Raw genomic sequence first — 12882 nt, 5'->3', positions numbered from 1 at the left:
CCCGCGACGCCGCGCCCGTCATCAAGAAGCTGGAAAACCTGCGGGCGGAAGCGGAGGCGTTCCGCACGAAGGTCGCCGACGACGACAAGTGGCGTGAAGACGGCGACCTGATCGACGAGAACCTCGAGCGCCGTAACAAGGTCGCCGAGGTGTGGGAAGAGTTCCACGAGGTGGAACGGGCTGCCCACGCGAAGATCGTCGCGCTGGTGGGCGGCAAGCCCCTACGGGTCAACGACGGCTCGAACGCCCCCGACATGTACGGCTACGACGCCGAGGCGCTCAAGCAGGCCAAGTCCCTGCCCTGGGGTGACGCGGTGGAAGAGTCCATCCCCGGCTGGCAGATCTGGGAGCACGGCTGGGAGTTCACCAAGGGCTTCTTCGTCGACGGCGTGTGGGGCACCCTGAAAGGTCTCGGCGGCCTGGTCGGTCTGCAGGGCTGGGACACCTTCAAGCAGTCGTGGGCGGGCCTGGCGAAGCTCGGGACGGGCCTGTCGATCGCCATGATTCCCGGTGTGGGTGCGCTGTACATGGCGGTCCCGGACGACAAGCTTCCCGCCTACCTGCGTGAGTCGCGCACCGCGATGAAGGAGACGGGCAAGGCCCTTCTCGCGTGGGACCAGTGGGGCTCCAACCCCGGCCGCGCGGCGGGCGCGGTCACCTTCAACGTGATCACGACCATCGCCACGGGCGGTACGGGCGGCGCCGTCTCGGGCGCGGGCAAGGCCGGCGCGGCGGCGAAGGCGCTGTCGGTCGCGGGCAAGGCCGGCCGGATCGTCGACCCCATGACGTACATCTTCAAGGGCGCGGGCGCGGGCCTCTCGAAGATCGGCGACGTGATGGCCGGCCTGAAGGGCATGGGCAAGGTCGAGGTCCCGAACATCAACCTGGACGGCGCGATCGCCCTCCCCGACGGCGCTGTGATGCTGCCCGACGGCGCGATCCACCTCCCGTCCGGTTCGGCCGTCCCCGACGGCGCGATCAAGCTCCCCGACGGCAACATCAAGCTGCCCGAGGGCACCACCACGTTCCCTCCGGGCACGGTCAAGCTCCCGGTGGACGGCCCGCCGAAGTTCATGGACCCCGACGGCAACATCTTCAAGGCGGACGGCTCCCTCGACCAGTCCGTCAAGGACGCCCCGACAGGCAAGCCGGACGCGGACTCGGGCGTACCGCGCACCGAAGCCCCGAAGACGGACACCCCGTCCACCGCCAGGGTCCCGGAGCGCGAACTGGTCGGCGTCGGCGCCCGCGGCGGCGACAACGGCATCAACCTCGGCAGCAACATCTCCGACCCGGTCCACGCGATCGACAACACCCCGCGCGGCATCGACAACACCCCGGCCAGGGTCCCGGAGCACGAGCTCGCGGGAGTCGGCGGCCGAGGCGGCGACCACCCCCCGGGCGGAAATGCGAACCACCACGGCGCGGGCCCCTCCGCAAGCCATGAACCCCCGGTCGGTGGTGGTCATACGGACGGACCGTCCACGGGTGGAGGCCATGACGGCTCACCCGCCGGTGGCGCGCACCACGCGGACCCCCCGACGGGTGCCCATGGCGACGGCAGCGGCGGTCACGGCGGTCACGGCGGTGACGACGGCGGTGCCGGTCACCGGCCGGGCGGCGAGGGTGCGGGAGACTCCCTGCCCGAAGGGGCCGCCGGCATGCCCGAGCAGATGCAACTGCCCGGCAAATCCGAGGCCCGACCGGACGGTGCTCGCTACATCGAAGAACCCGACGACGCGATGGCGGCACGTTTCTACGACGACGTAAGGGCCAACCCGCAGAGCCTGGACATCGCGGCCATCTCGGACAACACGGGGATCAGTACCAGCGTGCTGGATCGTGTCCGCACGCACTTCTTCGGAACGCAGCACGTGGTGGCCGAGGCCCCGGGTGCCGCACGGCACGCGTATTTCACTCCCCGACGCGACATCGCCGATATCTGGCAGGCGGCCGCTGAGCGCAGTCTGACTCCTGAAGAGGCGGTGAGGTTCGAGCGGTATATTGCTCACGAATATGCGGAGAGCCAGTTCATCGAGGCGGGCATCCCCTACGTACGCGACGAGCCGCACCTGTGGGAGTCCTACGCCAACGCGGACGAATCCGGCTTCTATCACAACTGGCCGGAGAGCTGGGCCGACGCCGGAGCCCATGAACTGGCGGCGAGCGAGCGGCGAGGTGGCTTCGGCCACTGGGGCGGCCTCGACCTGGACGTGCCGATGGTCGAGCTGGCGCCGGGTCTCTCCAACATCGACGAAGTGATGGCGGCCCTCTTCCAGGAGCTGCGATCGAAGGGAATTGAACTCAAGTGACCGACCGGACCGCATCCGTCATGATGAACCGGCTCCGCACGGTGGAGTGGGTCGGTGACTGGGACCACGTGCTGGCACGTGTCATGTCCCGGCGCATTCTCATGCGGGAGTATCTGAGGCGCGCCGCGCTGTGGGCGCAGGAGTATGCGGTCGAAAGTGCCTGGCCTTTCTTCGACGTCACGGAATACGTGGACCCGGAGTTTCGTCTTTCACCCGAAACGGAAGCCGAGCTCGAGGCGTTCCTCAGCCGCGTTCCGAGTGCGGAGATCAGGGAGACGTGTGCGGGCGCCGTGCGCCTCGCGGAAATGCGCGAGCGGAATCCGGCCGCGCTGCCCGACCTGCCGGACCTCTACGAACCGCTGGTCCTCTTCTACGAGCGGGGCGGGGAGTTCGTACGGGACAACGCGGGCGGCCTCGACCTGACCGGCGTGTCCTTCCGTCCGGGAACCCCGCAGGGGAACCTGGGCACTCCGCCCTTCCGGGCGCTCGGCGAGACGGTGCTCGACGCCCTGGACACCAAGGGCCGTGTCTCGTACTACGCCGCCGACGGGGGCCGGGCTCCCCTCGTGCGGCGCCGCGTCGTGCGGGGCGAGCGCCACGACGAGGTGTTCGGCCCGGAGCTGCGCTGGGAGCCGACGGACCGACTCCCGGAGACGGAAGAGGCCGTCAAGGCCGCCGGCCTGGTCGCGCTGGACGAGATCGCCGCGGCCGAGCTCATCGGCGACGCGGTGGGCCGGGCGTCCCGCTAGTTCGGCCACGACGCGACCCCGCACCTCTGGAGCGTGCCGCCCGGCGCACGGCTGGACCCTGACGGCACACCGGCGTGCCGCTCGCGGCCTATTCCGACGCCCCGATCACCCGGGACCTGGGGGAACGCCCGCAGCCCGAGGTGGCCGCGGCGAACGCACCGCGTCCGGCATCCCTGGTGCGCGGCGTCTTCGAGCTGCTGGGAGCCGAGGCCGATCCCGGGGATCCCACCTCCTGCGGCAGGCCCACGGCCGCCGGCTTCGAGGACCCTTCGGAGGAGGGCAGTGACTCACGGCTCGTCGTGGTGGCTCACGGCTCCTCGTGGTGCGCCTGTGTGATGAGGTCCGTGGCGACCTCCAGGGCGGCCAGGCGGGTTTCCTCCGGGTCGCCCTCGACGTGCTGGAGGAACATCATTCCGGCGTGCAGCGTGAACAGGGCGCTGACGCAGCGCACCTGGTCCGTCAGCGGGCCGTCCTCCGTGCGCAGGAGCTCCACCAGGCGGTACAGCCGCTTCTTCACGGTCTCGCCGATGCTCAGCTCGCGCGTCGTGGCCTGGTTCTCCTGCATGAAGCGGTACAGCGCCGCGCCCGCCGCCATCGCCTCGCTGTAGCGGCGCAGCACCTCACGCTTGGTCTCCAGGGTGCGCGGCTGCTGCTCCGCCCACTTGATCAGCTCGTCGATGGGACGCGTGACGTCCTCGAAGAGGCTGATGATGATGTCTTCCTTGGTCTTGAAGTGGTAGTACAGCGCCGCCTTCGTGACCTCCAGCCGCTCCGCGATCTCGCGCAGCGACGTCTTCTCGTACCCCTGCTCGACGAAGAGCTCCAGTGCGATGTCCTGGATGCGCTGGCGCGTGTCGCCACGACGGCGCTGCGGACTGCTGCTGGACATGACTCTCCTCGATTACTTACTTGACGCCCGGCAAGTTACGGGTCTACGGTCCCCAGTGTAGTGAACTAGCCGGGCGGCAAGTAAGTGCCGTTCCGGCAGGTAGTGCCCAGGGGAGTGGACAGGAAATGGTGGAGACAAGCAAGCCCGCGGAGACCTCGCAGGAGGTGAAGCCACGCAGCGTGCGGGTCGTCCTCATGGCCCTCATGATCGCAATGTTGCTGGCGATGCTCGACAACATGATCATCGGCACGGCGATGCCCACCATCGTCGGGGAGCTCGGCGGTCTGGAGCACCTGTCCTGGGTGGTGACCGCGTACACCCTGGCCACGGCCGCCTCGACCCCCATCTGGGGCAAGATCGGTGACATGTACGGGCGGAAGGGCTCCTTCCTCACCTCGATCGTCATCTTCCTGATCGGCTCCGCGCTCAGCGGCATGGCCCAGGACATGGGTCAGCTCATCGGCTTCCGCGCGATCCAGGGCCTCGGCGCCGGCGGTCTGATGGTCGGCGTCATGGCGATCATCGGCGACCTGATCCCGCCCCGCGAGCGCGGCAAGTACCAGGGCATGATGGCCGGCGTGATGGCCCTCGCCATGATCGGCGGCCCGCTCGTCGGCGGCACCATCACCGACCACATGGGCTGGCGCTGGTCCTTCTACATCAACCTGCCCCTCGGCGCCGTGGCCCTGGCCATGGTGACCGCCGTGCTGCACCTGCCCAAGAACGCGGAGCGGCGGCGCCCGAAGATCGACTACCTCGGCGCCGCGCTGCTGACCGTCGCGATCACCTCCACCGTCCTCGTCACCACCTGGGGCGGCACCGAGTACGACTGGGCCTCCGCCGAGATCATCGCCCTCGTCATCGTCGGCGTGATGTCGACCGCCGCGTTCCTCTACGCGGAGACGAAGGCGGCCGAGCCGGTCATGCCGCTGCACATCTTCCGCAGCCGCAACTTCACCCTCATGTCCGTGATCGGCTTCCTGGTCGGCTTCGCCATGTTCGGCGGCGTGCTCTACCTCCCGCTGTTCCAGCAGTCGGTCCAGGGCGCATCCGCCACCAACTCGGGCCTGCTGCTCCTGCCCATGCTGCTCTCGATGATGCTCGTCTCGCTCATCGCGGGACGCGTCACCACCAACAGCGGCAAGTACAAGATCTTTCCGATCGTCGGCGGCGGGCTGATGGTCGTCGGCATGTTCCTCCTCGCCACCATGGACACCGGCACCACCCGCCTCGTGTCCGGCCTCTACATGGCCGTCCTCGGCGCCGGACTCGGCTTCCTGATGCAGATCACCATGCTGGTCGCGCAGAACAGCGTCGACATGAAGGACATGGGCGTCGCGTCGTCCTCGGCCACCCTCTTCCGTACGCTCGGCGGCTCCTTCGGCGTGGCCCTGATGGGCTCCCTCTTCACCTCCCGGGTCACGGACACCATGTCCGAGCGCCTGGGCCCGGAGGCCGCCGGAGCCGCAGGCTCCGCCCAGTTGGACGCGGCGAGCCTGGCCAAGCTGCCGGAGGCCGTGCGCGAGGCCTACCAGCACGCGGTCTCCGCCGGCACGCACTCCGCGTTCCTGCTCGGTGCGGCCGTCGCCGTACTCGGCTTCCTGGCGGCCTGGTTCGTCAAGGAGGTCCCGCTGCGGGGCGCGGGTCCGGCCCCCGCCGACGACAAGTCCGCCCCGGTCGACGCCAAGTCCGCCCCCGCGGCGCAGGAGTCCCTCGCGCACTGACCCGCGCACGCCCCACCGCACACGATCCCGGCCCCGGCTGACGTACGCGTCCGCCGGGGCCGGACCGTTTTCCGCCACGCCCGTCCGGGAAGGAGTGGTGGGCGATCAAGGACCAAAGTCCCATGAGTCCCATCGGTCCTGTCAGTCCCATTACGGGGAATTTATGGGTGATTTGACTGGAACTCCTCTACGGCGACGAACGTCCTGATCCACGGAACGCGCGCACAGCGGAACGCTCGCACAGCGGATGGGGAGTGGACGGTTCATGGGTTTCTCGACGTACACGAACAAGAAGGGCGTCCGGGCCGGTGCGGCCGTCGTCGCGTCGGCCGTCGCCGTGGCGGCGACGGTCTGGGGAGTGGCGACCCTCGTGGAACCGGGAAGCGTCGGTGCGGCCTCCCGGCAGAACGTGGCCGGGCCGAACGGCGCCGACAACTCCGGCCACGGGCCGGCGGGTCGGCCGGGGGCGCAGCAGGCAATACCCGAGGGCATAGCCCACTCCTCCGAGAGCGGCGGCGACGCCGTCAACATCACCATCGACGACGGCCCCGACCCGCGCTGGACCCCCCAGGTGCTCGACGTGCTGCACAGGTACGACGTCAAGGCGACCTTCTGCATGGTCGGACCCCATGCCAAGGCCCACCCCGACCTCGTCAAGAAGGTGGTCGCGGCCGGCCACCGGCTCTGCGACCACACCATGGACCACGACACGGCCATGGACAAGAAGCCCGTCGACTACCAGGAACGGCAGATCCTGGACGCGAAGAAGCTCATAGAAGAGGCCGCGGGCGACGGCGCGAAGGTCGAGTACTACCGGGCCCCCGGCGGCGCGTTCACCCCCGACAGCCGGCGCATCGCCGCCGCGAACGGGATGCGCCCGCTCGGCTGGAACGTCGACACCAAGGACTTCCAGAAGCCCGGCACGGCCGCCATCGTCGCCGCCGTCAAGCGCGAGATCGGCAACGGCCCGACCGTCCTCTTCCACGACGGCGGCGGCCATCGCGCGCAGACCGTCGAGGCCCTCGACCAGGTGCTGGCCTGGCTCAGGGACCAGGGCCGGCCCACCGGCTTCCCGGTCCGTACCGCCCCCGACGCCCCGTGAGCCGCCGCCCGTGCGGCCACCCCTGACACGCCGTCCGCCGCGCGAACGGGTGAGGGTCGACGACGGGGGCCCGCCCGCGTTGTTACCTGGTCGGGCACGGACGAACGTACGCCCGACCAGGAGGCTCCCGTGGCCATCGCCCCCGCCAAACTGTCCGACCCCGTGGTCGGCGCCCTCGTCGCCGCCGTCAACGCGCACGACAAGGACGCCTTCCTGAAGCTGCTGACGGCCGACGCCACCATGTCCGACGACGGGTCGGACCGCGACCTCCACGACTGGGTCGACCGGGAGATCTTCGACTCCAGGGGTCACATGGACGTCCTGTCGGAGTCCGACGGCGGCCGAGCCCTCGTCATCGACTACCGCAACGACACCTGGGGCGAGATGCGCACTGCCTGGCGCTTCACCATCGCCCCCGGCGGCGGGCGCATCAGCCGCTTCGAAACCGGCCAGGCCTGACCCGCCCGGGCCCGACCGCCCTACAGGCCCCGCGCCACCTCCAGCACCGCCGCCGTCAGGCGCCCGTTCTCCGGGGCCAGCCCGCCCGGGAAGCCGTAGCGGCGGCGCGTGTACCCGTACGCGATCCCCGTGACCGGGTCGGCGAAGCCCTGCGCACCCGCGGCACCGCAGTGCCCGAAGGCCTGCGGCCCCACCTCGGGCTGCCGCTCGAAGCCCAGCCCGAAGTGGTCCGTCTCCCCGGTCAGGACCTCCTGGCCCGGCGTGTGCAGCCGCGCGACCTCGGCCGCCGTCCCCGGCTCCAGCAGCGCGGCCCGGGCGCCCACCCGGCTGATCGCCGCCGCGTACAGGCCCGCGACGCCGCGCGCCGAGCCGATGCCGCCCGCCGAGGCCGGACCGAGCTCCCGCGTCCGCGGATGGTTGGCGTGGACGACCAGGTCCATCGGCGGCTCCCGGTGCCAGTTGAAGGCCACCGCCAGCAGCTCGGGCACCGGTCCGTCCGCCGCCTGCGCCGCGGCCTGCTCGGGCGTCGGCAGCATCTCCAGGACCGGCTTCCAGCGGCCCTCCTCCGAGGCCGGGAGCCCCATGTAGAGGTCCAGCCCGTACGGGGCGCGCACGCGCTCCTCGTACACCTCCTGGATCGACCTGCCCGTCGCGCGCCGCACGACCTCGCCGGTCAGGGCGCCGATCACGAAGGCGTGGTAGCCGTACGCCGTCCCCGGCTCCCAGTACGGCTTCTGCCCGGCCAGCCGCGCGGCGATCAGCGCGTCGTCCGCGATCTCCTCGTAGTCGAAGCCCCCGTCCACGTTGATCAGCCCCGACTGGTGGCTGATCAGCTGGCGCAGCGTCAGCCGCTCCTTGCCGTCCCCGGTGAACTCCGGCCAGTACGCCGACACCGCCCGGTCCAGCTCCAGCGTGCCGTCCTGCACGAGCAGCGCCACCACCAGGTGCGCGGCACCCTTGGTGATGGAGAAGACCCCGCTCAGGGTGTCCCCGTCGGTGTCCTCGCCCGCCCACAGGTCGACGACGCGCCGGCCGTGGTGGTGGACGGCGAGCTGAGCCTCGGGCGAGTGCGGCTCGGCCGCCGCGAACGCCTCGAACTCCTCCCGTACCCGCTCCCACCCGGCCGCCACCGTGCCGTTCACGCCGACGGCCGCACGCGCACGCGCTGCCGCTCCCGTGCCCGCTCCCGCGTTCTCGTTCCCACCCATCGCATCCCCCTCGGTCCGGATCTTCGTTCCGCTGCTCCCGAACCGGAGTCGATCATCGGATATTCCGGTGGCCGGGTGACTCCCGTACGGGTGAAAGGCCGCAAGGCGTCGTTCCGGCCCACGGCGGGGCCCCGTTGGTCCGGGCATGAAGCGAACCCGCACCGCCGCTCTCGCCCTCGCCACGGCCGCCGCGGCCCTCGCACCCGTCCTCGTTCAGCAGGCCACCGCCGCGGAGGCGGCGACGTACCTCCAGGACCCGGCGGGCGGCGAGAAGACCATGAAGTCGATGTGGACCGAGGACGAAATGCACAAGGTGGAGGGGCAGTTCCGCTTCCACCCCGGCGTCCGGTACAAGACGGTCACCCGCCCCGGCCACCCGGCCGCGCCGGACCACGAGCGCAAGACCGGCGACCCGAAGACGCTGGCGTGGGAACCCGCGTACGAGTTCGCCTGGTCGGTGTCGGACTCGACCGTGGTGAAGAAGGCCTTGACGGTCAAGGAGGGCGAGCACCCGATCGTCGTGCACGCCGTACTGCGCCGCGCGGACCGTTCCGCGGTGGCGGAAGTGCGCAAGGAGCTGACCGGGAAGCCGGCGACGGGGCGCGAGAAGGTCGCGGGCGGCAGGCGGATCGCCTGCGACACCGGCGAGTACACGGTGGAATGGTCGCTCACGCGCTCGGGCTACGGGACGCTCCACGGCTCACTGCGCTGGAACTCCAGCTGCGAGCAGTACCGGACGGCGTTCTCGCAGGACCACGGGAAGCAGCGCTGAGGCTGCCGTCGGGGGCCGGCCGCCCCGCGCACCTCGTGAGTGCTCGGCGGGCGACTGGGCCGCGGCCCCGGATCGAGGGCCGTAGGGGCCATGGTGCCGCACGGGGTGGTCTGCGGCCCGGGTCGAAGGTCCCGTGTCGTGGGGGACTTCAGTGGGAACTTCAGTGCTTCTTGGAGGCCTGGGAGGCCTGTGCGGCGATGTCCTCCAGGACGCCCTTGGGGTTGCCGGTCGGTTCCACGGCCCGTCCGATGTTGCGCTTGAGGGTGTCGCTGACCGTCACCCAGGACGGGTCGTTGACCGGGTAGAGCTGGGCGCCGCGCAGCGCGTTGAGGAACTGCTGGTCGTTCTTGTCGAGTCCGCCGCCCGCCGGGGTGCGCGAGGCGGTCACAGTGGAAGGCAGCAGGTGGTAGCGGCTGGCGAAGTCCGACAGGTTCTTGTCCTGGTAGACGAAGTCCAGGAACCTGCCGATCTCCGCGCGCTTCCCGTTCTGCTTGAAGGCCATCATCCAGTCGGCCACGCCGACGGTCGGCGGCGTCTCCCCGGGGCCGAGGTCGTCCGAGACGGGCATGGTGGTGGTGACGACGTTGATGCCCTTGGCGCGCGCCTCGTGGGCGAGCGCGGGGTAGCCGTTGAGCATGCCGACCTCGCCGCGGGTGAAGGCGGCGAAGGCATCCGCGCGGTTCAGCTGCGACGGTGCCGTGGTGCCCGTGTAGCCGGTCGCGACCATGTTCTCCTTGACCCATTCCCAGGTCTTGATGTTCTGGTCGGAGGCCAGGCTGTAGTTGCCGCTGCTGTCGGCGTAGCCGCCGCCGTTGCTGAGCTCCCAGATCAGGGCCTCGGCGTGCGCCTCCTCGGGGCCCAGCGGCAGGGCGTACGGATACTTCACGCCCTTGTCCTTGAGTGCCTTGGCGGCGGCCTTGAGGTCGGACCAGGTCTTGGGGGCCTCCTTGACGCCCGCCTTGGTGAACAGCGCCTCGTTGTAGAAGAGCAGGCGGCTGCTCGCGACGAAGGGCAGGCCGTAGAGGGTGTTGCCCACCGAGCCGGCGTCGGCCAGCGGCTGGAGGAAATTCGCCTCTGCGGTGACCGAGAGGAGTTCGTCCGCGGGATAGAGCTGCCCCTGGGCGGCGAAGTCCGAGTAGGAGCCCATGAGCGCGATGTCCGGCGCCTTGCCGGCCTTGACCATACGGGAGACCTCGCGGTCGATGTCGGCCCACGGCAGGAGCTTGACCTCGACCTTGATTCCCGGATTCTCCTCGGTGAAATCCTCCGTCACCTTGTCCCAGAAGGGCTTGGAACTGGTCGCCGGACTGTCGCCGTATTCGGCGGCGACCAGTTGCAGCGTGCCTCCGTCACCTGCGTCGTCTCCTGAACCGCCACATCCGGCCAGCGGTATCAGCAGGCCGAGCACGGTCGCGGTGGCGGTCGTGCCGAAAATTCTCCGTCGCACGGGTGTATTCCCCTGAATTTCTTTTGCGTCTCGTTATTACTTATGGGTTGCTCCGAGCCGGGTGATCCCTCGATGGCCCGTTGGCCGGAATTCTCTCCTGCGCGAGGGGTGGTTTTTCCATTGGGGCCGTACTTGTGGTGAATGCTCCAACCGGCTCTTTTCCGGCTGGTGTTTTCCGATATGTGATCGGGAAAGTAGACGCGCGTAGACATGCCGAAAAGCCCGTTTCCCCTCGGGGAACGGGCCGGTGGGCAGCGGGAGGTGGCGGTGGCGGGGCCGGAGTCGGGGTTGAGGCCGGGGTCGGGACCGGTCGGTCAGTCGGCGAAATCGCCCGCGTAGGGGTCGGGCTCGCCCGTCTCCGGGTTGCGGCCCTCCTGCCAGCGGCGCTGGGCCTTGCGCCAGTGCACGAAGCTCAGGTGGCCGCCGTCCCAGAAGGTGATGCTGACCGGGCTCACGTCGAACTCGTCGGAGCAGAGCCGGTGGAGGAACTCGGCCATGCCGTACGGGTACACGGCGAAGGAGTCGGCGGTGTGCCGGCCGCACACCAGCACCGGCCAGCGGTTCGGATCGGGGTCGGAGGTCAACCAGCACAGGATGTCCGAGCCGCCCGTGACACCCCAGGCGATGATCGCCTCCGGGTCCACGTCGAAGGCGGAACGGCCGCCCTCCGCGACCCACATCTGCCGGGCGTTCTCCGTCTCCTCGGCCATCTCGGCCGGATCCCACTGCAGCCCGGGCTTGGGCATCGGCAGCAGGATGCTCGCCTCGCCGTTGATGGAGCCGGCGCCGAACCGGCCCATGAACGCGATGAAGTCCGCCGGGAACTGGGTGCCCCACGCCGTCTCGGCCGCGGGCCAGTCGACGTCCTCGTCGGCGCCGTGCGTCGCCGGCATGATCTGCTCCAGCGCCTTGATCCGCGCGTTCTCCGTCATGCCGCTCCCCTGTTGCCCCAGCTCAACCGCCCCAACCTACTGCCGGCGGCGGGCTCCTCCTAGGCGGTGTCCACTTCCAGCGTGGTCCCGGCCGCCAGACCCCAGCCGGCCATGGCTCCCGCCGCGGCCTCCAGGACGTGCCGGGCGCGCGGCCGGGGGAGTCCGAGCCGGCCGGGAGCCATGGTGACCACGTCGAGCACGCGCAGGTTCCGGTCCAGGTACGCCACGTCGATCGCGAACCGCATCCGGAAGGTGTGCACGCTCGCCGCGGGGGTCAGCAGCATCGCCCCGTCGATCCCGTCCCGCCCGAGCAGCCCGCGCGTTCTCGCCCGGTACGAGGCGGCGACCTCCAGCGGGATCGGTGCGGGGTCGGATCCGACCCGCAACGTGGCGGGCCCGTCATGCCAGTGCGCCATGGCGGTCACCCTAGGCCGTGTCCGGCGGATCGGGGCGGGCAGGCCGGGCCCGCGTGCCCCGGCGGCCTGATCCGGCCCGATCGCCTCCGAGCCGCGCCGGGCGACCGCTACCTTGCCCGGATGGGTGTGGTCGTGGTCCTTCTCGCCGCCGGGTACGGCGTGGCCGCCGGGCTGCTGCTGCCGCGCGCGGCCTACCGGCTGTCCGTGGACCCTGGGGATCCCTGGCGGGAGAGCTGCCCGCAGGGGCACCGGCTGCGCGGCTGGCTCGGCCCGGCCCGCTGCCGCCCGATCCGGGCGGAGCCCGCCGGGCCCCGGCCCGCGCACACGTACGGGCCCCGGGCCGTGCTCCCGGCCGTCCTGACCGGAGCGGTCTGCGCCCTGATCGCGGTGGCCGTCGGGGTACGGCCCGAGACGGCGGCGTACGCGGGGCTGGCCCCGCTCCTCGTCCTGCTCGCCCTCGTCGACCGGGCCGTGCACCGCCTGCCCGACGTACTGACCCTGCCGCTCGCGGCCGGGGCGGCCGCGCTGCTCGGGACGGCCGCCCTGCTGCCCGGTTCGGCCGGGTCCTGGCGGCTCGCCCTGCTGGGCGGGGGAGCGCTCGGGGCGGCGTACCTGGTGCTCCATCTGATCAACCCCGCAGGCATGGGCCTCGGCGACGTCAAGCTGGCGCTCTCGCTGGGGGTCGCTCTTGGGTGGTACGGGTGGGGGGTATGGGCCTCGGGGGCCTTCCTGGGCCTCCTCTACGGCGCGCTGTACGGCCTGGCGCTGCTCCTGCGCGGCTCCGCGACCCGTGACCAGGGCTTCGCCTTCGGCCCCTTCATGGCGGCCGGAGCACTCACCGGAGTGCTGCTGGGTGGTTTCGGAGCGTAATC

11 protein-coding genes and 1 pseudogene are annotated in these 12882 nt (G+C 70.7%); 7 read left to right on the top strand and 5 right to left on the bottom strand.

Annotation, left to right across the window (positions count from 1 at the left end; genetic code table 11):
• Window positions 1-2312, top strand: a pseudogene (locus tag E6U81_RS40130) (hypothetical protein); the annotation flags it as partial.
• Window positions 2309-3061 (top strand): hypothetical protein, encoded by a 753-nt coding sequence (locus tag E6U81_RS31515; protein ID WP_136233443.1) that lies wholly within the window; start codon window positions 2309-2311, stop codon window positions 3059-3061. The pseudogene E6U81_RS40130 and the gene E6U81_RS31515, both read left to right, overlap by 4 nt.
• Before the next feature lie 307 nt (window positions 3062-3368).
• Here the strand turns inward: E6U81_RS31515 and E6U81_RS31510 are convergent, their stop codons facing one another.
• Complete coding sequence (locus E6U81_RS31510; RefSeq protein WP_136233442.1) at window positions 3369-3950, bottom strand: TetR/AcrR family transcriptional regulator; 582 nt, start codon at window positions 3948-3950, stop codon at window positions 3369-3371.
• A gap of 125 nt (window positions 3951-4075) precedes the next feature.
• Here E6U81_RS31510 and E6U81_RS31505 point away from each other — a divergent pair, with 125 nt between their 5' ends.
• The 3 genes from E6U81_RS31505 (at window position 4076) to E6U81_RS31495 (ending at window position 7235) form a co-directional block, all read left to right on the top strand.
• Window positions 4076-5674 carry an MDR family MFS transporter gene (locus E6U81_RS31505; RefSeq protein ID WP_136233441.1) on the top strand — a complete coding sequence of 533 codons (1599 nt, stop codon included), beginning with the start codon at window positions 4076-4078 and terminating at the stop codon, window positions 5672-5674.
• A gap of 265 nt (window positions 5675-5939) precedes the next feature.
• Entirely contained in the window at window positions 5940-6776 is an 837-nt protein-coding gene (locus E6U81_RS31500; RefSeq protein WP_136233440.1) for a polysaccharide deacetylase family protein, read from the top strand.
• A gap of 129 nt (window positions 6777-6905) precedes the next feature.
• Window positions 6906-7235 carry a nuclear transport factor 2 family protein gene (locus E6U81_RS31495; RefSeq protein WP_136233439.1) on the top strand — a complete coding sequence of 110 codons (330 nt, stop codon included), beginning with the start codon at window positions 6906-6908 and terminating at the stop codon, window positions 7233-7235.
• A gap of 20 nt (window positions 7236-7255) precedes the next feature.
• Here E6U81_RS31495 and E6U81_RS31490 read toward each other — a convergent pair whose 3' ends face one another.
• A complete protein-coding gene (locus tag E6U81_RS31490) occupies window positions 7256-8443 on the bottom strand; it encodes a serine hydrolase domain-containing protein (protein ID WP_136233438.1) in 1188 nt (395 codons plus the stop codon).
• A 145-nt stretch (window positions 8444-8588) separates the two neighbouring features.
• Here E6U81_RS31490 and E6U81_RS31485 point away from each other — a divergent pair, with 145 nt between their 5' ends.
• The gene (locus tag E6U81_RS31485; protein ID WP_136233437.1) at window positions 8589-9215 is read left to right on the top strand and encodes a hypothetical protein; all 627 of its coding nucleotides are present in this window, start codon (window positions 8589-8591) and stop codon (window positions 9213-9215) included.
• 160 nt (window positions 9216-9375) lie between these two features.
• On the opposite strand, the gene E6U81_RS31480 is transcribed toward E6U81_RS31485, so the two are convergent.
• The 3 genes from E6U81_RS31480 to E6U81_RS31470 all read right to left on the bottom strand — a co-directional run bounded on the left by E6U81_RS31480 (window position 9376) and on the right by E6U81_RS31470 (window position 12010).
• On the bottom strand, window positions 9376-10662 hold the full coding sequence (locus tag E6U81_RS31480; protein WP_168714786.1) for an extracellular solute-binding protein: 1287 nt from the start codon (window positions 10660-10662) through the stop codon (window positions 9376-9378).
• A 314-nt stretch (window positions 10663-10976) separates the two neighbouring features.
• Window positions 10977-11594 (bottom strand): SMI1/KNR4 family protein, encoded by a 618-nt coding sequence (locus E6U81_RS31475; protein WP_136233436.1) that lies wholly within the window; start codon window positions 11592-11594, stop codon window positions 10977-10979.
• 59 nt (window positions 11595-11653) lie between these two features.
• A complete protein-coding gene (locus E6U81_RS31470) occupies window positions 11654-12010 on the bottom strand; it encodes a DUF192 domain-containing protein (protein ID WP_136233435.1) in 357 nt (118 codons plus the stop codon).
• A gap of 120 nt (window positions 12011-12130) precedes the next feature.
• On the opposite strand from E6U81_RS31470, the gene E6U81_RS31465 reads away from it, so the two are divergent.
• Complete coding sequence (locus E6U81_RS31465; protein WP_136233434.1) at window positions 12131-12880, top strand: A24 family peptidase; 750 nt, start codon at window positions 12131-12133, stop codon at window positions 12878-12880.
• Window positions 12881-12882 lie beyond the last annotated feature (2 nt).

The sequence above is a fragment of the Streptomyces sp. A0592 genome (genome assembly GCF_004795115.1).
Classification (GTDB): Bacteria; Actinomycetota; Actinomycetes; order Streptomycetales; family Streptomycetaceae; genus Streptomyces; species Streptomyces erythrochromogenes.
The sequence above is the reverse complement of the archived record's forward strand: the minus strand, read 5'-3'. Positions and strand labels throughout refer to the sequence as shown.

Excerpts from the sequence above, each read along its gene's own strand:
- E6U81_RS31465 (WP_136233434.1), top strand. The coding sequence starts at position 12,131 with ATGGGTGTGGTCGTGGTCCTTCTCGCCGCCGGGTACGGCGTGGCCGCC.
- E6U81_RS31485 (WP_136233437.1), top strand. The coding sequence starts at position 8,589 with ATGAAGCGAACCCGCACCGCCGCTCTCGCCCTCGCCACGGCCGCCGCG.
- E6U81_RS31475 (WP_136233436.1), bottom strand. The coding sequence starts at position 11,594 with ATGACGGAGAACGCGCGGATCAAGGCGCTGGAGCAGATCATGCCGGCG.
- E6U81_RS31470 (WP_136233435.1), bottom strand. The coding sequence starts at position 12,010 with ATGGCGCACTGGCATGACGGGCCCGCCACGTTGCGGGTCGGATCCGAC.
- E6U81_RS31500 (WP_136233440.1), top strand. The coding sequence starts at position 5,940 with ATGGGTTTCTCGACGTACACGAACAAGAAGGGCGTCCGGGCCGGTGCG.
- E6U81_RS31490 (WP_136233438.1), bottom strand. The coding sequence starts at position 8,443 with ATGGGTGGGAACGAGAACGCGGGAGCGGGCACGGGAGCGGCAGCGCGT.
- E6U81_RS31505 (WP_136233441.1), top strand. The coding sequence starts at position 4,076 with ATGGTGGAGACAAGCAAGCCCGCGGAGACCTCGCAGGAGGTGAAGCCA.
- E6U81_RS31510 (WP_136233442.1), bottom strand. The coding sequence starts at position 3,950 with ATGTCCAGCAGCAGTCCGCAGCGCCGTCGTGGCGACACGCGCCAGCGC.